Below are 18,834 nucleotides of genomic sequence, written 5' to 3' on the forward strand. Positions count from 1 at the left end.
CCGGAGGTTTCAGCCGGCCGCGCATGCGGCTGGCGCGTTGCGAGACCGAAGGGGCACCACATGACGCGGCAGGGAGCCATCGCGGTGGAGCGCTTGGACGGATCGGCCGCGGTACAGGCCGAGGCCGCGTTCAGGCTGATCTACGCCGAAGCGTTCGCCGAGCCCCCTTACAACGAGACCGAGGACGACGTCGCCGCCGCCTTCCGCCGCTTCCCCGCCCAGGCCGGCAATCGCACCTTCCGCGCCACCTTGGCCCGCAGCGTGGACGGCGAGCCGGTCGGCGTGGCGTACGGCCACCTGCTCGCTCCCGACACGGGCTGGTGGGACGAACTGACCGACCCTGTGCCCGACGACATGCGGCGCGAGGACGGGCACCGCACCTTCGGGCTCATGGAACTCGCCGTGCGCGGACCCTGGCGTGGACAGGGCGTCGCGCGTCGCCTGCACGAGACGCTGCTCGACGGCATCGGGGCCGAGCGGGTGCTGCTGAACGTCCACCCGGACAGCAAGGCGGCGTCGGCCGCTTACCGGGCGTGGGGATACCGCAAGATCGGCGAGGCGCGGCTGTGGGGGGAGAGCACGGACCTCCACGACGTGATGCTGCTCGCCACGGCAGCACGAAGGCGGCCCTGAGACGCTGGAACGTCTTCAGGGCGGCCTTCGTCTGTCGGCCGGACATCGCCGGGGCCGTCGGAGGGCCTGTCGGCCTCAGGCCGCCCCTCCCGGCTTCGGCAGGGGCTTGCCGTACCAGAGCTCGATCAGACGGGCCGCGATCGAGATGCCGTACGGAGGCAGCACCTCCCCGGACTCGAAGGCGGTCCGCAGTTCCTCGCGGGAGAACCAGCGGGCCTCGGAGATCTCGTCGCCGTCGACATTGATCTCGGTGGTGGTGGCGCGGGCGAGGAAGCCGAGCATGAGGCTGGACGGGAAGGGCCAGGGCTGGCTGGCGACGTACTCGACCTCGCCGATGGCGATACCGGCCTCCTCGAACACCTCACGGCGTACGGACTGTTCGATGGACTCGCCGGGCTCGACGAAGCCGGCGAGGGTGGAGAAGCGGCCTTCGGGCCAGTGCACCTGGCGGCCCAGCAGGATGCGGTCCTCGTCGTCCGTCACCGCCATGATCACTGCTGGGTCGGTTCGCGGGTAGTGCTCGGCGCCGCAGGCCGGGCAGCGGCGGATGTGGCCGGCCGCCGCGATGACGGTGCGCTCGCCGCAGCGTGAGCAGAAACGGTGGGTGCGCTGCCAGTTCTCCAACCCGACCGCGTGCACCATGAGGCCGGCGTCACGCGGGGAGAGCAGCAGGCCGGCCTCGCGCAGGCCCGCCGGGCGGGCGGACTGGTCCATGCGGCCGGGAAGCGAGTCCTTCTGCAGTGCGAAGTAGCTCACACCGTCGTCGTCGATGCCCAGGAAGTAGCGGTGGGCCTCGGTGAGCGGGGCCTCGAAGGACGGGGTCATGACGAGTTCGGTGGTGCCGTCCTCCGTCTCGTCGATGAGCACCTGGCCGCCGGAGACCACGAAGCAGCGCGTCGTGGGGTGGCTCCACGCCGCCGCGAGCCATGCCTCGTCGAGGCGGTGGTGGGCGGCCCGGTCGATGCCGCTCGGGGCGGTCAGCGAGATGGGACGGTCGGCGGTGTGGTCGGTCCAGGTGGTCACAGGTGCTTCCAACTCCCCCGGGGAACAGTTGTCTCGGCGGTCGGTTTGGCGGGCGGTTCGGCAGGGTGTGCGGGTGGGTGGCTGGATAGGGTCTTCCTCAGTGTGCCTCTTGTGCCTCGCGCCCGTGCGCGGCCAGGTCGCCCCAGAGGTGGGCGCTGGTCTCGACGCCCTTGAGGAGCAGGTCGAGTTCGATCTTCTCGTTCGGGGCGTGCCAGCCGTCGGAGGGGACGGAGACGCCCAGGAAGAGCACGGGGGCGCCGAGGACGTCCTGCAGGTCGGCGGCGGGTCCGGAGCCGCCCTCGCGCGTGTAGCGGACGGGCTGCTCGAAGGCACGGCCCATGGCGCGGACGACGGACTGCAGGGCGGGGTGGTCGAGCGGGGTGAGGCACGGGCGGGTGGCCGCGCCGAACCTGACGTCACAGCGGATGCCTGGCGGCACCTGGTCGCCCGCCCAGCTGGTGACGATCTTCTCTATGTGGTCGGGGTCCTGTCCGGCGACCAGCCGGAAGGAGAGCTTCACCGTGGCCGAGGAGGGGATGATCGTCTTGCTGCCGGGTCCCTGGTAGCCGCCGCCGATGCCGTTGACCTCTGCGGTCGGGCGGGCCCAGACACGCTCCAATGTGGTGTATCCCGCCTCTCCGTACGTCGCCGTCGATCCGGCCGTGCGCAGCCAGCTCCGCTCGTCGAAGGGGAGCTCGGCGAAGAGCGTGCGCTCACGGTCGGTGAGTTCCACGACGCCGTCGTAGAAGCCGGGGATCGCCACGCGCGCGTGCTCGTCGTGCAGCGCGGCGACGAGGCGGGCGGCGGCGGTGGCGGGGTTCGGCACTGCGCCGCCGAAGGAGCCGGAGTGGATGTCCTGGACGGGCCCGTGGAACTCGATCTCGCACTCGGTGAGGCCGCGCATGCCGGTGCACACGGTGGGGGTGTCCTCGGACCACATGCCGGTGTCGGAGACGATCACCACGTCGGCGGCGAGGCGGTCGGCGTGCCGCTCGGCCAGGGCTCGGAAGTGCGGGGAGCCGGATTCCTCCTCGCCCTCGACGAGCATTTTGAGGTGGACCGCAGGTGTGGTGCGGCCGGTCGCGGCCAGGTGGGCGCGGACGCCGAGTGTGTGGAAGAACACCTGGCCCTTGTCGTCGGCCGCCCCGCGCGCGTGGAGACGGTTTCCGCGGACGACGGGTTCGAAGGGTTCGGTGTCCCAGCCGTCCTCACGGGCGGCGGGCTGGACGTCGTGGTGCCCGTAGACGAGGACCGTGGGCGCGCCGGGATCGTCGGAGGGCCATTCGGCGAAGACGGCGGGGGCGCCGGGGGTCTCCCAGACCTCGGTGGTGGGGAAGCCGGTCTCCTCGAGCTTGGCGGCGAGCCAGTCGGCGCTGCGCCGTACGTCCGCGCTGTGCTCGGGCTGGGCCGACACGGACGGGATGCGCAGCCACTCCGTGAGGTCGTCCAGGAAGGCGGCGCGGTGGTTCTCGATGTACGTGCGGACGGCGCTGACGGCGCTGTCAACGGGCTTGCTCATGCTCACGAGCCTATCGGCCCGCACTGACATGCTGGTCGGGCGGTTCTTCGGCGGCCGGTCCCCGGGCGTCCGCGCCCGGCTCCTCCAGGAGGAGCCGTTCCAGTGCGGACCGGTCGGGCAGGTCCACGGGGCGTACGACGTCTCCGGTCCGCACGTAGAGGAACGCGGCCGTGACGGAGTCCAAGGGCACGCCGCGCTGCTCGGCCCAGGCGAGTCGGTAGATGGCGAGCTGGAGGGGGTCGGCGGTGCGGTTCCGGCTGGTCTTCCAGTCGACGATCTCGTACGTCGTACTGTCGCCGTCGCGGTGTCTGTAGACGGCGTCGATGCGGCCGCGTACGACCCGCCCGGCGATCGTGAGCTGGAACGGCGCCTCGATACGGTACGGCGTCCGCTGGGCGTACGGAGTGCGTTCGAACGCCTCCTTGAGGGCCTTCAGATCCCGTTCGTCGGCGATCTCGGCCTCGCTCCCGGGCAGCTCCTCGGGCTCCAGCATGGGCAGCCGAAGCTCTTCGAAGCGGGCCTCCACCCAGGCGTGGAAGCGGGTGCCGCGGCGTGCGGCGGGCTGTGGGGGGCGCGGCATGGGGCGCGCGAGCTCCTGGGCGAAGCCGTCCGGATCGGCGGCCAGGTGCACCAGCTGGGACGCGGTGAGCGACGCCGGCAGGGGGACGTCGGTGACGCGTTGACGGGCGCGCAGGAGCTCTCCGGCGAGGGCATCCAGGTCACGGTCCCAGGAGGCGATGGTGCGGGCCTCCTCGGGGGTGAGGAGCCGCGCGTCCGCGGGAACGGTGGTGGTCTGCGGTTCCGCGGGGTGCGGGCGGGCCTCGGCGACCGGTGCCTGGTGGGAGGTCACGGGCCGGTCGCTCGTCCATGAGTCCCAGTCCGCGGTGTCGGTGTCATGGGTGTCGTCGGTGTCGTCGGTGTCGTCCCCAGGCGCACCCGGATCCGGTGGGAGCGGCCAGTCCGGGTCGTCGTGGGAGGCCGGGTCGTGGACGGCGCCGGGACGGGCGTGCTCATGGGAGGGCGAGCCGAGGTCCTCCAGGTGGGCCAGCACGGTCTCGGCGGCGGCGCGGCGGCGGGCCAGGGCGGCGTCGTCCAGGGGGAGCGGCCACACGTGGTCGGCGGCCGCCTGCTTCAGGGCGGGGTTCTCCTCGCCCTCCTCCGGTGCGTCCGCCCAGTGCTCGATCTCGCCGTGGCCGGCGGCACAGTGTTCGTACAGGGCGTTCAGGAAGTCGGACGGGCCGCGCGGCCGCTTCTGGGACGGCCCCCACCAGTGGCCCGAGCCGAGGAGCAGGGAGCGGGGGCGCGTGAAGGTGACGTAGCCGAGGCGGAGCTCCTCGGTGTGCTGGTGCTCCTTCATGGCCTCGTGGAAGGCCTTCATGCCCCGCGAGTCCCACGCCTCGATGTCGGGCAGGGTGTCGGCGTCGCCGCGCAGCTCGTGCGGGAGGACCTTGCTCTGGGAGGTCCACTTCTCGCGTCCCTGACTGCTCGGGAAGGTGCCGGTGACCAGGCCGGGGACCGCCACGACGTCCCATTCGAGGCCCTTGGACCTGTGGGCGGTGAGCACCTTGACGGTGTTCTCGCCGCCCGGGAGTGCGTTGTCCAGGCCCTTCTCGTACTGGGCGGCCGTACGCAAAAAGGCGAGGAACCCGAGCAGGGTGGCCTCAGCGTCGCTGCCCGCGGCGAAGGACGCGGCGATGTCGAGGAAGTTGGACAGCGTCTCGCGGCGGCGGGCGGCCAGGGCGTGCGGGGACGCGGAGAGCTCCACCTCCAGGCCGGTGACGGCCAGCACGCGGTGGAGCACGTCCATGAGCGGGTCGGCGAGGGAACGGCGCAGGTCGCGCAGTTCGGCGGCGAGCCTGGCGAACCGTACGCGCGCGTCGGGAGAGAAGGGCAGTCCGTCGTCCTGCGGCTCCACCTCCATCGGAAGCTCCAGGAACGTGTCCAGGGCGTCCGCCAGCGAGATGACCTCGGCGGGGTCGGTACCCTCGACGGCCGCGGCGAGCCGCCGGTCGGGGTCGTCGTCGGCCCCCACGCGCGCGTGGGGGACCAGGAGCCGGGCGCGCCGCCCGAGGAGGGCGAGGTCGCGGGCGCCGATGCGCCAGCGGGGGCCGGTCAGCAACCGGACCAGGGAGGCGTTGGCCCCGGGGTCCTGGAGGACCTCGCAGACGGCGACGAGGTCGGCCACCTCGGGGAGGTGCAGCAGTCCGGAGAGGCCGACGACCTCGACGGGGATGTCGCGGGCGACGAGGGCGCCCTGGATCTCGGCGAAGTCGGTCGCGGTGCGGCACAGCACGGCGATCTCCCCGGGCGCCGTTCCGGTGCGTACGAGGTGGGCGATGGAGTCGGCGATCCAGTCGAGCTCCTCGGCGTGGGTGGGCAGCAGGGCGCAGCGGACGGTGCCGTCGCGTTCGGCCCCGGGGGCGGGGCGGAGGGCCTCCACGCCCGCGTGGAGGGCGCGCAGGGGCTCGGCGAGGCCGTTGGCGAGGTCGAGGAGGCGGCCGCCGCTGCGGCGGTTCTGGCTGAGCGCCTGGCGGGTCGCGGGGCGGCCGTCGGCGTGCGCGAAGTGCTCGGGGAAGTCGTCGAGGTTGGCGACGGAGGCGCCGCGCCAGCCGTAGATGGCCTGGCAGGGGTCGCCGACCGCGGTCACGGGATGGCCGGTGCCGTTGCCGAAGAGGCCGGAGAGGAGGACGCGCTGGGCCACCGACGTGTCCTGGTACTCGTCGAGGAGAACCACGCGGAAGTCATCCCGGAGGACGCGGCCCACCTCGGGAAGGCCGGCGAGGCGCGCGGAGAGGGCGATCTGGTCGCCGAAGTCCAGCAGGTCGCGCTCGCGCTTGGCCACGCGGTACCGGCCGACCAGTTCGGCGAGCTCGCGGCGGGCGGCGGCCGTTTCGGGGACCTTGCGCAGGTCGGCGTTGGTGAGCTTGGCGCCCTCCAGCATGTGCAGCAGTTCGGCGTCGTACGCGCGCAGCTCCTGGGGCTGCACGAGGTGCTCGGCGAGCTCGGAGTCCAGGGCGAGGAGGTCGCTGACGAGGTCGGGGAAGGAACGGGTGAGGGCCGGGTAGGGGCCGGGAGCCTCGCGGAGCACGCGCGCGGCGAGCTGGTAACGGGTGGCGTCGGCGAGGAGGCGCGAGGTGGGCTCGAGTCCGATGCGCAGGCCGTGGTCGGTCAGCAGGCGGCCCGCGAAGGCGTGGTAGGTGGAGATGACGGGCTCGCCCGGGGGGTTGTCGGGGTCGATGACGTCCGGGTCGGTGACGCCCGCCTTGACGAGGGCCTTGCGGACGCGCTCGGCGAGTTCGCCGGCCGCCTTGTTGGTGAACGTCAGGCCGAGCACCTGTTCGGGGGCGACCTGTCCGGTGCCGACCAGCCACACCACGCGCGCGGCCATCACCGTGGTCTTGCCCGAACCGGCTCCGGCCACGATCACCTGCGGGGCGGGCGGCGCGGTGATGCAGGCCGTCTGCTCCGGTGTGAACGGGATACCGAGGAGCTCTTTGAGCTGTTCGGGATCGGTGATACGGGCGGACACCTCAGAGAGGCTAGCGGCGGCCACTGACAGTGGGGGCCGGATCGCGCCCCGGGAGGGAAGAAGCCCAGGTCAGCACGTGTGGTGTTTTCAGTCACGGGCGTTACGGGACCCTGTGCGGCACCGATCACTCGACCACGTGCCGGCCCTCCGGGCGGGCGCTGCACGACGCCTGGAAGGCGCAGTGCGCGCAGTGCTGTCCCGTGCTCGGCGAGAACCGCTCGTCGAGGACCTTGCCGGCGGCGTTGGCCAGCAGTTCCCCGACCCATTCCCCTTCCACCGGTTCCTGGCCCTGCACCTTGGGCAGGGCGTCGCCGCCGTCCCGCTTGGCTGCTCCCTGCCGCAGCTGGACAAGCTCGGCGCCGCCCGTTTCGGGCCGTACGCCGTCGAAGGCCTCGTCGACGGCTCCCTCGCGGACGGCCAGCTGGTACACGGCCAGCTGGGGGTGGCGGGCCACCTCGGCGGAGCTGGGCGCCTGCTTGCCGGTCTTGAAGTCCACCACGTAGGCGCGGCCCTCACCGTCCGCCTCGACCCGGTCCATGGAGCCGCGGATGCGCACCTCGTAGTCGCCGGCCTCCAGGGTCACGTCGAAGTCGTGCTCGCTGGCCACCGGGGTACGTCCGGTGCGGTCCATGACATGCCACTTCAGGAAGCGTTCGAGCGCGACGCGCGCGTGCTCCTTCTCCTGCTCCGACTTCCAGGGCGCGTCGAAGGCGAGCGCGTTCCACACCGAGTCGAGGCGCTCCATGAGGACGTCGAGGTCTGCGGGGGTGCGGCCGGAGGCGACTTCGTCGGCGAGGACGTGGACGACGTTCCCGAAGCCCTGCGCGGCGGTCGCGGGGGCGTCGGCCTTCACCTCCCGGCCGAGGAACCACTGGAGGGCGCAGGTGTTGGCGAGCTGGTCGAGGGCGCTGCCGGAGAGCGCGACGGGCTGGTCGCGGTTCCTCAGGGGCACCTTGCTCTCGGTGGGCTCGAACATGCCCCACCAGCGGTAGGGGTGCGCCGAGGGCACCAGAGGACGGCCGTCCTCGTCGCCGAGCGCGGCGAGCCGGGCCAGGCGGCGGGCGGCGGCCTGCCGGAGGGCGTCCGACGCGCGCGGGTCGACGGTCGTGGCGCGCAGTTCGGCGACGAGCGCGGCCACGGACAGCGGCCGACGGGGGCGGCCGGTGACGTCCTTGGGCTCGACGCCGAGTTCGGTGAGGAAGCGGGAGGGCTGGTCGCCGTCGTCGGCGGCGGCCTTGACCGCGGTCACGACGAGGCGGTCCCGCGCGCGCGTGGCGGCCACGTAGAACAGGCGCCGTTCCTCCGCCAGGAGTGCTCCCGGGGTGAGCGGCTCGGCGAGGCCGTCGCGGCCGATGCGGTCGGCCTCCAGGAGCGAGCCGCGGCGGCGCAGGTCCGGCCACAGTCCCTCCTGGACGCCCGCGACGACGACCAGGCGCCATTCCAGGCCCTTGGAGCGGTGGGCCGTCATCAGGCGGACGGCGTCGGGGCGGACGGCCCGCCGGGTGAGCGTGTCCGCGGCGATGTCCTCGGCCTCGATCTCCTCCAGGAAGTTCAGGGTGCCTCGACCGCCGGTGCGCTCCTCCGCGCGCGCGGCCGTCGCGAACAGGGCGCACACGGCGTCGAGGTCGCGGTCCGCGTTGCGTCCGGCCGCGCCGCCGCGCCGGGCCGCCCACTCCAGCCGCTTCGGCCAGGGCGTGCCGTTCCAGAGTTCCCACAGCGCTTCCTCGGCCGTGCCGCCGTCCGCCAGGCACTGACGCGCCCGGCGCAGCAGTTCGCCCAGCCGCTGTGCCCCCCGCGCGTATGCCGGGTCGTGGGCGACCAGCCGCTCCGGTTCGGCCAGCGCACGCGCCAGCAGTTCGTCCGACGGCGGCGGTACGGGGTTGCCCGCGGCCCGCTCCTCCTCGCGCAGCGCGCGGCCGAGACGCCGCAGATCGGCGGTGTCCATGCCCGCGAGGGGAGAGACGAGGAGGTTCAGCGCGGTCTCGGTGTCGAGCCAGGAAGTCTGCGACCGGGGCTCTTCCGTGGTGCCGTCCGTCCCAGCTGTGTCATCCGCCCCAGGTGTGTCATCCGCCTCTGCTACGCCATCCGTCCCCGCTGTGTCATTCGCCTCGGCTGCGTCATCCGCCTCCGCGATGCCGTCCGTCTCGGCGGTCACTTCTTGGTCCTCAGCGGCGTCCGCTCCCTGTGCGACGCCTCGGACGCGCTCCCCGGACGACGCCTCCGGCTTCCCGGAGTCGGTGGCAACCGTTTCCCGCAGCTCCGCACGCGCCACTGCCCGCAGCGCCGTCAGCAGGGGCGCGACCGCCGGCTCGTGCCGCAGTGGGAGGTCGTCGCCGTCGATCTCCAGGGGCACGCCGGCCGCGGTCAGCGCGCGTCGCACCGACGGAATGGTGCGGGAGCCCGCCCGCACCAGCACGGCCATGTCACGCCATGGGACACCGTCCTCCAAGTGGGCCCGGCGCAGGATGTCCGCGATGTTGTCGAGCTCAGTGCCCGGTGTCGGGTACGTGTAGACCTCCACACGTCCCCCCTCCCGTACGGGCAGGAGGTCGCGATGGGCCCGTGCCTTCTCCGCCGGGAGACGGGTGAGCGGCATGCGCTGGGTCAGCAGGCGGGTTGCGGCGAGCAGACCGGCGCCGGAGCGGCGGGACGTCCTCAGTACCTCCACGGGGGCCGGACGGCCGTCCGCGCGCGGGAAGACTGCCGGGAAATCCAGGATGCCGTTCACGTCGGCGCCGCGGAACGCGTAGATGGACTGGTCGGGGTCGCCGAAGGCGACAAGGCTGCGGCCGCCTCCGGCGAGGGCTTCCAGCAGCCGTACCTGGGCGGGGTCCGTGTCCTGGTACTCGTCCACATAGACCGCGTCGTAGCGAGCGGCGAGGGCCTCGGCGACGCCGGGGCGGCGGGCGAGGAGGACCGCCCGGTGGACCAGTTCGGCGTAGTCGAGCACGCCCTGGAGGTCCAGCACGTCGAGGTACTCGGCGAGGAAGGCGGCGGCCGCCCGCCAGTCGGGGCGGCCGATGCGCCGGGCGAAGGCGTCCAGGGCATCGGGGTCCAGTCCGAGTTCACGGCTGCGGGCCAGCACCGCGCGGACCTCGTCGGCGAATCCGCGGGTGGTCAGGCAGGCCCGCAGTTCGTCGGGCCAGCGGACGTGTGCGAGGCCGAGGCGCTCCAGGTCGGGCTGGCCCGCGAGGAGCTCGCGGACCGCCACGTCCTGTTCCGGACCGGAGAGCAGCCGCAGGGGCTCGACGAACAGCTCGTTGTCCTGGTGGGCGCGGACCAGGGCGTAGCAGAAGGAGTGGAAGGTGGTCGCCTGGGGAGCGTGTGCGGTGCCCAGGCGCAGCGCCATGCGGTCCCGGAGCTCGACGGCCGCCTTGCGGCTGAACGTGAGCACCAGGATCCGTTCCGCATCCCCTCCACGCGCGATGCGGGCCGCCACGGACTCGACGAGCGTGGTCGTCTTCCCGGTGCCCGGACCCGCGAGGACGAGCAGCGGGCCGGTGTCGTGGTCAACCACGGCACGCTGGCCTGCGTCCAGACGAGGGGAGGTCACCCGGACCGGCGGGGTACGCACCAGACGGTAGGCACCACGGGGCCCCTGCCGCACCGTGGAGTGCGGCAGGCGTCGTGCGGAGGAAGAGGAGCTCACGTGGTTCGCCGGTCCTGGTGGGTGTGCCATGTGTCACTGCGGGCGCGGTGCGCCGTCGTCGTGGGGCGGTGGTCGGGCAAGGGGTACTGGTCGGGATGTGAGGGGTGGGACATCCGCACGTGGAGGGCGGTGGCCGCGGGATGAGAGGGACGCGTGCAGTCGACGCTACGCCTGCGGGCGGCACGGAAGCAGGGCTTCCTCTTGTTCCCTCCCGGCACGCGTGTCCCTCACCCCACGAACGTACGCCATGGCGCGGGCGTCCCCGATGTCCCCGGCGAGGGGCAAGGATCGGTCACGTACCCGCCAGGCGCCGGGCAGTGTCAGACGGCGCTTCATGCCTCTCCGTCTCCATCCCACCTCGCCCGCTTCATATCTATACGCGGCATATGTCCCTCTGCGGCACGGCCGGCCTCGCGCAGGGGGGTGCCCTCTGCGCGGTAGCGCCCGAGAGCCCTCAGTTCGTGCCCTGGAAGCAGCACACCGTCTGCGCGCACCACCCGCCACCACGGCACGGCCCCTCCGTACAGGGCCATCACCCGCCCCACCTGGCGGGGGCCGCCCTCTCCCAGCCAATCGGCGATGTCCCCGTACGTCATGACGCGTCCGGGCGGAATCAGCTCGGCGACGTCGAGGACCCGCTCCGCGTACTCCGGCAGGGCGTCCGCCGGAAGGCCTTCCTCGCTCATCCACCCCATCCTGCCCGACCCCACCGACAATGGGAGGTGGCTGCGGCCCCGCGCTCACCTCGCCCTCGCGCGGCGCCTGAGGCAGACTGTGCGCCCCCGCATTGCACCCTGATGTCCGTGTGTGTCGGTGGGGCATGCCACCATCGTGCGGGCGGTGACTGGTGATACGAGACCACGAAGAGACGACGAGGCGGCAGGGCGTGCACCCGGAAAAGACTGCGGGCACCTCTGAGGCGTCGTCGCGCCCGGACGCCGTCGACCCGGCCGAGACAGGCACGGACGACAAGGGCACGGACGAGACGGGCACGACTGCCCCGAGGACGCACCCCGAGGCCGCACCCGGATCAGAGGGGACGGGTCTCTCGATGGCGACGGACCGGAAGCCGCCCGTCACGGCGCACAACAAGGCCGAACAACAGATCGATCGGAGTGCGGACGTCGTGGACGAAGGGCACTCCGGCGAGGTCGAGGGCGACGAACCGCTGCTTCCCGCGCGCGTGCACCGCCCCTCCGACCTGATGCGACTCCTGGTGGGCGTGCTCGCGATCGTGGTGCTGCTGGCCATCGCCGCGTTCGCACACGGCACCACGTCCGGGCTCGAACAGGACATCAACAAGGGCACCGGTCAGGCACCGGACCTGCTGATCAAGATCGCGGGTCTGGCGTCCAGCATCGCGATCCTCCTCGTGCCGGTCGCCTTCGCGATCGAGCGACTGATCAAACGGGACGGACTACGCATCGCCGACGGCGTCCTCGCGGCCGTCCTCGCGCACGGAGTGACGCTCGCGACCGACCTGTGGGTCGCCAGGGCCGCCCCCGACTCCATCCAGGAGGCGCTCACCCAGCCCTCCCCCGGCGACATACACGCCCTCACCGACCCGGTGCACGGCTATCTCGCCCCAGTGATCGCGTACATGACGGCCGTCGGCATGTCACGCAGACCTCGCTGGCGCGCGGTGCTGTGGATCGTGCTGCTGCTCGACGCGTTCTCCATGCTGGTCACGGGCTACACGACGCCGTTCTCGATCATCCTGACGGTGCTGATCGGCTGGTCCGTCGCCTACGGAACGGTGTACGCGGTCGGCTCGCCCAACGTGCGACCCACGGGGCGGACCCTGATGGCGGGCCTGCGGCGCGTCGGCTTCAGGCCGGTGAGCGCGGCCCGTGTCGAGGCGCCCGAGTCGGAGACCGGCGACCGGGGCCGGCGGTACTTCGTGACCCTGGAGGACGGCCCGCCGCTGGACGTCACGGTGGTCGACCGGGAGCAGCAGGCCCAGGGCTTCTTCTACCGTGTCTGGCGCAATCTGACGTTGCGCGGCTTCGCCACCCGCAGCAGCCTGCAGTCCCTGCGCCAGGCGCTGGAGCAGGAGGCACTGCTGGCGTACGCGGCCATCGCGGCCGGCGCCAACGCACCCAAGCTGATCGCCACCTCGGAGCTCGGTCCGGACGCCGTGATGCTCGTCTACGAGCACACCGGCGGCCGCACCCTCGACTCCCTGTCCGACGACGAGATCACCGACGACCTGCTGCGGGACACCTGGCACCAGGTGAAGGCACTGCAGTCCCGGCGCATCGCACACCGCAGGCTCGCGGGCGACGCGATCCTGGTGGATCGTTCCGGCACCGTGGTCCTCACCGATCTGCGGGGCGGCGAGATCGCGGCCGGCGATCTGCTGCTGCGCATGGACGTCGCCCAGCTGGTGACCACGCTCGGACTGCGCGTCGGCGCCGAGCGCGCCGTGGCCTCCGCGGTCGGCGTCCTCGGTCCCGACGCGGTGGCGGACTGTCTGCCCATGCTGCAGCCCATCGCGCTGACCCGCTCCCATCGCGCGACGCTGCGCAGACTGGCCCGGGAGCGGGCGGAGCGCGAACGCGAGGCGGTCCTTCAGGCGTCCCAGCAGGCCAAACAGGCTCGCCTGGCGGAGTCCCGCGGAACCGACACCGAGATGGGCACCGCGAAACCTGACAAACTCGACAAGCCCGACAAGAAGGCCGAACGGGCCGAGCAGCGCGCCGAGAAGCGGGCGATCGACGAGGCCATCGAAGAGGCGCGCGAGGAGGACCTGCTCACCCAGATCCGCCACCAGGTACTGCTGATCAGACCGCAGGCCCCGGTCGAACCGGCCCGCCTGGAGCGGGTCAGGCCACGCACCCTGATCAGTTTCATGGCCGGTGCCATCGGCGCGTACTTCCTGCTGACGCAACTCACCCACATCGAGTTTGGACCGCTCATCGAGAACGCCGAGTGGGGCTGGGTCCTCGCCGCCGTCCTCTTCGCGGCGCTGAGCTATGTCGCGGCGGCCATGAGCCTGCTGGGCTTCGTGCCGGAGCGGGTGCCCTTCCCGCGGACAGTGGCGGCCCAGGTCGCCGGCTCGTTCGTGAAGATCGTGGCGCCCGCCGCGGTCGGCGGTGTCGCCCTCAACACACGCTTCCTGCAGCGCGCGGGGGTGCGGCCGGGGCTCGCGGTGGCGAGCGTGGGGGCGTCGCAGCTGTTCGGTCTCGGATGCCACATCGTGATGCTGCTGGCGTTCGGCTACCTGACCGGTACGGAGAAGACACCGTCCCTGTCACCGTCCCGCACGGTCATCGCGGGCCTGCTGACGGTGGCGGTACTGGTCCTCGTGGTCACTTCGGTGCCGTTTCTGCGCAAGTTCGTCGTCACGCGCGTGAGGTCGCTGTTCGCGGGTGTCGTTCCGCGCATGCTGGACGTGCTGCAGCGGCCCCAGAAGCTGATCACGGGCATCGGCGGCATGCTGCTGCTCACGTTCTCCTTCGTGATGTGCCTGGACGCGTCGATCCGGGCGTTCGGCCGGGAGGACATGCCCACGCTGACCCTCGCCAGCGTCGCGGTGGTCTTCCTCGCCGGCAACGCCCTCGGCTCCGCGGCCCCGACCCCGGGCGGTGTGGGCGCGGTCGAGGCCACCCTCACCGTCGGTCTCATCGCCGTCGGGCTGCCCAAGGAGGTCGCCGCTCCGGCCGTGCTGCTCTACCGTCTGCTGACCCTGTGGCTGCCCGTTCTGCCGGGCTGGCTGGCGTTCAACCATCTGACACGGAAGGGCGCACTGTAGGCGCCTGCCGAGAGACGAAACACACCCACGCGCGCGTGCTGGTGCGCCGCCGGCGCCCACGTTTCCGTACGGGGCCGCGGAGCCGCCGCGAGATGCTTCTCACCCGCACGGCCCGCGCCCCGAGCGCCCGCCACCGGACGAGCCCAGGATGAAGGCATGCCCAATCCGCCCCGGCTGCGCGCTGCCGCCCTGACCGTCACCGCTCTCCTGCTGTGCACGCCGCTGTCGGGCTGCGATGACAGCGGCACCGAGGAGGACGAGGACCTGACGGCCCAGAAGCTCGACTGGAAGGACTGCCCGGCACCGTCCCAGTCGCAGGGCGACGGCGGAGCGCCATCTCCACTGCCGAACGGTGACGAGTGGCAGTGCGCCACCCTCAAGGCGCCACTCGACTGGGACAAGCCGGACGGGGAGACGATCGGCATCGCGCTGATCCGGGCCGGGGCGAGCGGCGACGGGAACGAACGCATCGGCTCGCTCGTCTTCAACTTCGGCGGCCCGGGCGGTTCCGGCGTCACGACCCTGCCGGCGTTCGCCGAGGACTACGAAACCCTGCGCACCCGCTACGACCTGGTGAGCTTCGACCCACGCGGGGTGGGCCGCAGCGCTCCGGTGAAGTGTCAGGACGACGACGCACTCGACACCTACTTCCAGCAGGACATGACACCCGACGACAAGGCGGAACAGGAGAACTTCCTGGACAACACGAAGGAATTCAACTCCGCCTGCGCGAAGAACTCCGGCAGGACGCTGCCGCACGTCCGCACCACGGACGCGGCCCGCGACATCGACCTGATGCGGCAGATCCTCGGCGACGACGAACTGCACTACTTCGGCATCTCGTACGGCACCGAACTCGGCGGCGTCTACGCCCACCTGTTCCCCGAGAAGGTGGGACGGGCCGTCTTCGACGCCGTCGTCGACCCGACACAGACTCCCGAGCAGGGGTCACTCGGGCAGGCCGAGGGCTTCCAGCTCGCGCTCGACAACTATGCGCGGGACTGCGTGGCGAAAGAGGAGGACTGCCCGGTGGGCGACAGCGCGGAGGACGTCAAGGACCGGATCGCCCAGTTGCTGAAGAGCCTCGACAGCAAGCCGATTCCCGGAATCTTCCCCCGCGAACTCACCCAGACCGCCGCGACCGGCGGAATCGCCCAGGCCCTGTACTCGCAGGCATTCTGGGACTACCTGACCGAGGGCCTGGAACAGGCGTACGACGGTGACGGCAGCGCGCTGATGCTGCTGTCCGACTCGATGAACGGACGCAACGAGAACGGCGAGTACAGCAACACCACCGCGGCGAACACGGCCATCAACTGCGCGGACGCCGCACCGCGCTACACCGTCTCCGACGTGCGGGCGAGACTCCCCCGGTTCCGGGCCGCCTCCCCGCTCTTCGGTGACTACCTGGCCTGGGGCATGATCGGCTGCACCGACTGGGCCGTGCCCGGAGCGGCCGAGCACCCCGATGTCGCCGCACCCGGCGCGGCACCGATCCTCGTGATCGGCAACACCGGCGACCCCGCCACGCCGTACGAGGGGGCGCGGAAGATGGCGGCCGCCCTCGGCGAGGACGTCGGGGTGGAACTGACGTACAAGGGCCAGGGACACGGCGCGTACGACAGCGGAAACACCTGCGTGCGCGACGCCGTGAACGGCTATCTGCTCAACGGAAAGGTGCCCGCGGCGGGGACCGTGTGCTCGTGAAACGAAAGCCATGCACCCACAGAAGTCCAGGTCAGAGAGTTATCCACAGGCTTCCGCGGTGTTCGCGGCACTACACCTACGATGGCATCACTGTCATCCGCGACCCACGGTGGACGACATTGCGAGGGGGAAAGTGCACATGGCGCGATTCGTACGGTGGACGGGGCTGGCCGCCGTCGTCCTGCTGATGGCCGGCTGCGGTGGCGGCTCGTCCGGGGGCGGCACGGACGACGGGAAGGCGGACCCGAGCCCGTCGGCCACGTCCTCGACGGGCAGTACGTCCAAGCTGCCCGCCTCACTGACCTCGCAGAAGCTCGCCTGGGGGCAGTGCGAGGCCACACCGGACGGTCCCGCACCCGGCGGCGGCTGGCAGTGCGCGACGCTGAAGGCACCCCTGGACTGGAACAAGCCCGACGGGGAGACGATCGACCTCGCACTGATCCGGTCGAAGGCCAGCGGCGGCGGCAGCGAACGCATCGGCTCGCTCCTGTTCAACTTCGGCGGCCCGGGTGGCTCGGGCGTGTCCATGATGCCCTCGTACGCCACCCTCGCCGGCAAGCTGCACGAGCGGTACGACCTGGTGAGCTGGGATCCGCGCGGGGTCGCCGCCAGTGAAGGCGTGCGCTGCCGCAGCGACGAGGAGATCCAGGCCGCCGAGTCCGTCGACGTCACACCGGACGACGCCGATGAGGAGAGGGCTTTCTTCAAGGACGCGGCGAGCTTCGGGGCAGGTTGCGAGAAGGCCGCGGACAAGCTGATGGCGCATGTGTCGACCACCGACACGGCACGCGACATGGATCTGATGCGGCAGATCCTCGGCGACGAGAAGATGCATTACTTCGGCATCTCGTACGGCACCGAGCTGGGCGGTGTCTACGCCCACCTGTTCCCCGAGAACGTGGGTCGTCTGGTGCTGGACGCGGTCGTCGACCCGAGCGCCGACACCGTGGGGCACGCCAAGCACCAGGCCCGCGGTTTCCAGCGCGCCCTCGACAACTACCTCGAGTCCACCGGTCAGGATCCGAAGCAGGGAACGCAGAAGATCGTGGACTTGCTGGACCGCCTCGACGCGGAGCCGCTGCCGACGTCCTCGGACCGCGAGCTCACCCAGACGCTGGCGCTCACGGGCATCGTCCTGCCCCTCTACAGCGAGCAGAGCTGGCCCACCCTGACCAGCGCTCTCGACGCGGCCGGGAACGGGGACGGCTCAGCACTGCTCGCCCTCGCCGACGGCTACAACGAGCGGGACCCCTCGGGTCAGTACGGCACGCAGGCGCATTCACAACGGGTCATATCGTGCCTGGACGACAAGCAGCGGCCGACACCGGAGGAGACCAAGAAGCTGCTGCCGGAGTTCCGGAAGATCTCGCCCGTGTTCGGCGAGTTCCTGGGCTGGGACACGGCGGGCTGGTGCCACGACTGGCCGGTGCCCGGTCAGTACGACACACCGGAGGTGAGCGCGGCAGGGGCCGCCCCCGTGCTGGTGGTGGGCAACACCGGGGACCCGGCGACGCCGTACGAGGGCGCGCGGAAGATGGCGGACGAGCTGGGGGAGAACGTCGGCGTGGAACTGACCTGGAAGGGCGAGGGCCACGGGGCGTACGGGAGCGGGAGCGACTGCGTGGACTCCACGGTGAACGCGTACCTGCTGGACGGGAAGACGCCGCAGGACGGAATGGTCTGCTCATAACGGAGCCGGCGGGCGGACAGCTCCAACACCCGCCCGCCCCGGCGGCTCCCTGGACCGCGCGATCAACGGAAAGGGGCCCGGCACCCGCGGTGCCGGACCCCTCCGTGGACGACCTCGGCCTAGTAGACCGGCTTCTGCGGCTCGATCTGGTTGACCCAGCCGATCACACCGCCGCCGACGTGGACCGCGTCGGAGAAGCCCGCCGACTTCAGCACGGCGAGGACTTCCGCACTGCGGACACCCGTCTTGCAATGCAAGACGATCTTCTTGTCCTGCGGGAGGCTCTCCAGGGCGGTGCCCATGAGGAACTCGTTCTTCGGAATCAGCTTGGCGCCCGGGATCGAGACGATCTCGTACTCGTTGGGCTCGCGGACGTCGATGATCTCGATGTTCTCGCCGTCGTCGATCCACTCCTTGAGCTGCTTGGGAGTGATCGTCGAGTCGGCGGCCGCCGCCTGGGCCTCCTCGGACACGACGCCGCAGAAGGCCTCGTAGTCGATGAGCTCGGTGACGGTCGGGTTCTCGCCGCAGACCGCGCAGTTCGGGTCCTTGCGGACCTTGACCTGGCGGTACTGCATCTCCAGGGCGTCGTAGATCATCAGTCGGCCGACCAGCGGCTCACCGATGCCGGCGAGGAGCTTGATCGCCTCGTTGACCTGGATGGAGCCGATGGACGCGCACAGCACGCCCAGGACGCCGCCCTCGGCGCAGGACGGCACCATGCCGGGGGGCGGGGGCTCCGGGTAGAGGCAGCGGTAGCAGGGGCCGTGCTCGGACCAGAACACGGACGCCTGGCCGTCGAAGCGGTAGATCGAGCCCCAGACATACGGCTTGTTCAGCAGCACGCAGGCATCGTTGACCAGGTAGCGGGTCGCGAAGTTGTCCGTGCCGTCGATGATCAGGTCGTACTGGCTGAAGATGTCCATCACGTTGTCGGCCTCGAGCCGCTCCTCGTGCAGGACAACGTTCACGTACGGGTTGATCCCCTTGACCGAGTCCCGCGCGGACTCGGCTTTGGAGCGGCCGATGTCGGACTGGCTGTGGATGATCTGGCGCTGCAGGTTCGACTCGTCGACCTCGTCGAACTCCACGATGCCGAGGGTGCCGACGCCCGCCGCGGCCAGGTACATCAGGGCAGGCGAGCCCAGGCCACCGGCGCCCACACAGAGCACCTTGGCGTTCTTCAGCCGCTTCTGCCCGTCCATCCCCACATCGGGAATGATCAGGTGGCGGGAGTACCGGCGGACCTCGTCTACGGTGAGCTCAGAAGCTGGCTCGACCAGGGGTGGCAGCGACACGGGGACTCCGTTGATCGGTCAATCACTACGGT

The 18,834-nt window shown here is 71.4% G+C and carries 10 protein-coding genes; 4 read left to right on the plus strand and 6 right to left on the minus strand.

What is annotated here, in order from left to right:
- Positions 1-60 precede the first annotated feature (60 nt).
- Positions 61-633: a GNAT family N-acetyltransferase gene (locus IE242_RS02385; protein ID WP_189854772.1), complete on the plus strand. Its 573-nt coding sequence runs from the start codon at positions 61-63 to the stop codon at positions 631-633.
- 75 nt (positions 634-708) lie between these two features.
- Here the strand turns inward: IE242_RS02385 and nudC are convergent, their stop codons facing one another.
- The 5 genes from nudC to IE242_RS02410 form a co-directional block, all read right to left on the minus strand.
- A complete protein-coding gene (nudC, locus tag IE242_RS02390; protein ID WP_189854774.1) occupies positions 709-1,656 on the minus strand; it encodes an NAD(+) diphosphatase in 948 nt (315 codons plus the stop codon).
- A gap of 97 nt (positions 1,657-1,753) precedes the next feature.
- Positions 1,754-3,175, minus strand: coding sequence for a dipeptidase (locus tag IE242_RS02395; RefSeq protein ID WP_189854776.1), 1,422 nt, complete (start codon positions 3,173-3,175; stop codon positions 1,754-1,756).
- Positions 3,176-3,185: 10 nt separating this feature from the next.
- Complete coding sequence (locus IE242_RS02400; RefSeq protein ID WP_189854778.1) at positions 3,186-6,704, minus strand: ATP-dependent helicase; 3,519 nt, start codon at positions 6,702-6,704, stop codon at positions 3,186-3,188.
- 124 nt (positions 6,705-6,828) lie between these two features.
- On the minus strand, positions 6,829-10,353 hold the full coding sequence (locus IE242_RS02405; RefSeq protein WP_189854780.1) for an ATP-dependent helicase: 3,525 nt from the start codon (positions 10,351-10,353) through the stop codon (positions 6,829-6,831).
- Positions 10,354-10,685: 332 nt separating this feature from the next.
- Positions 10,686-11,039, minus strand: coding sequence for an MGMT family protein (locus tag IE242_RS02410; protein WP_189854782.1), 354 nt, complete (start codon positions 11,037-11,039; stop codon positions 10,686-10,688).
- Between the two features lie 200 nt (positions 11,040-11,239).
- Between IE242_RS02410 and IE242_RS02415 the strand changes: the two genes are divergently transcribed.
- From IE242_RS02415 to IE242_RS02425, 3 genes are all read left to right on the plus strand, one after another.
- Positions 11,240-14,107: a lysylphosphatidylglycerol synthase transmembrane domain-containing protein gene (locus IE242_RS02415; RefSeq protein WP_229858067.1), complete on the plus strand. Its 2,868-nt coding sequence runs from the start codon at positions 11,240-11,242 to the stop codon at positions 14,105-14,107.
- Between the two features lie 156 nt (positions 14,108-14,263).
- The gene (locus IE242_RS02420; RefSeq protein ID WP_189854786.1) at positions 14,264-15,814 is read left to right on the plus strand and encodes an alpha/beta hydrolase; all 1,551 of its coding nucleotides are present in this window, start codon (positions 14,264-14,266) and stop codon (positions 15,812-15,814) included.
- Positions 15,815-15,953: 139 nt separating this feature from the next.
- Complete coding sequence (locus IE242_RS02425) at positions 15,954-17,504, plus strand: alpha/beta hydrolase (protein ID WP_189854788.1); 1,551 nt, start codon at positions 15,954-15,956, stop codon at positions 17,502-17,504.
- Between the two features lie 119 nt (positions 17,505-17,623).
- Here IE242_RS02425 and moeZ read toward each other — a convergent pair whose 3' ends face one another.
- Positions 17,624-18,802 carry an adenylyltransferase/sulfurtransferase MoeZ gene (gene moeZ, locus IE242_RS02430; protein WP_189854790.1) on the minus strand — a complete coding sequence of 393 codons (1,179 nt, stop codon included), beginning with the start codon at positions 18,800-18,802 and terminating at the stop codon, positions 17,624-17,626.
- Positions 18,803-18,834 lie beyond the last annotated feature (32 nt).

The organism is Streptomyces poonensis, from assembly GCF_014650915.1.
GTDB lineage: Bacteria > Actinomycetota > Actinomycetes > Streptomycetales > Streptomycetaceae > Streptomyces > Streptomyces poonensis.

What these genes read in the sequence shown, in the direction of transcription:
- IE242_RS02410 (WP_189854782.1), bottom strand. Translation starts at nt 11,039, where the DNA reads ATGAGCGAGGAAGGCCTTCCGGCGGACGCCCTGCCGGAGTACGCGGAG.
- IE242_RS02425 (WP_189854788.1), top strand. Translation starts at nt 15,954, where the DNA reads ATGGCGCGATTCGTACGGTGGACGGGGCTGGCCGCCGTCGTCCTGCTG.
- IE242_RS02385 (WP_189854772.1), top strand. Translation starts at nt 61, where the DNA reads ATGACGCGGCAGGGAGCCATCGCGGTGGAGCGCTTGGACGGATCGGCC.
- IE242_RS02395 (WP_189854776.1), bottom strand. Translation starts at nt 3,175, where the DNA reads ATGAGCAAGCCCGTTGACAGCGCCGTCAGCGCCGTCCGCACGTACATC.
- IE242_RS02420 (WP_189854786.1), top strand. Translation starts at nt 14,264, where the DNA reads ATGCCCAATCCGCCCCGGCTGCGCGCTGCCGCCCTGACCGTCACCGCT.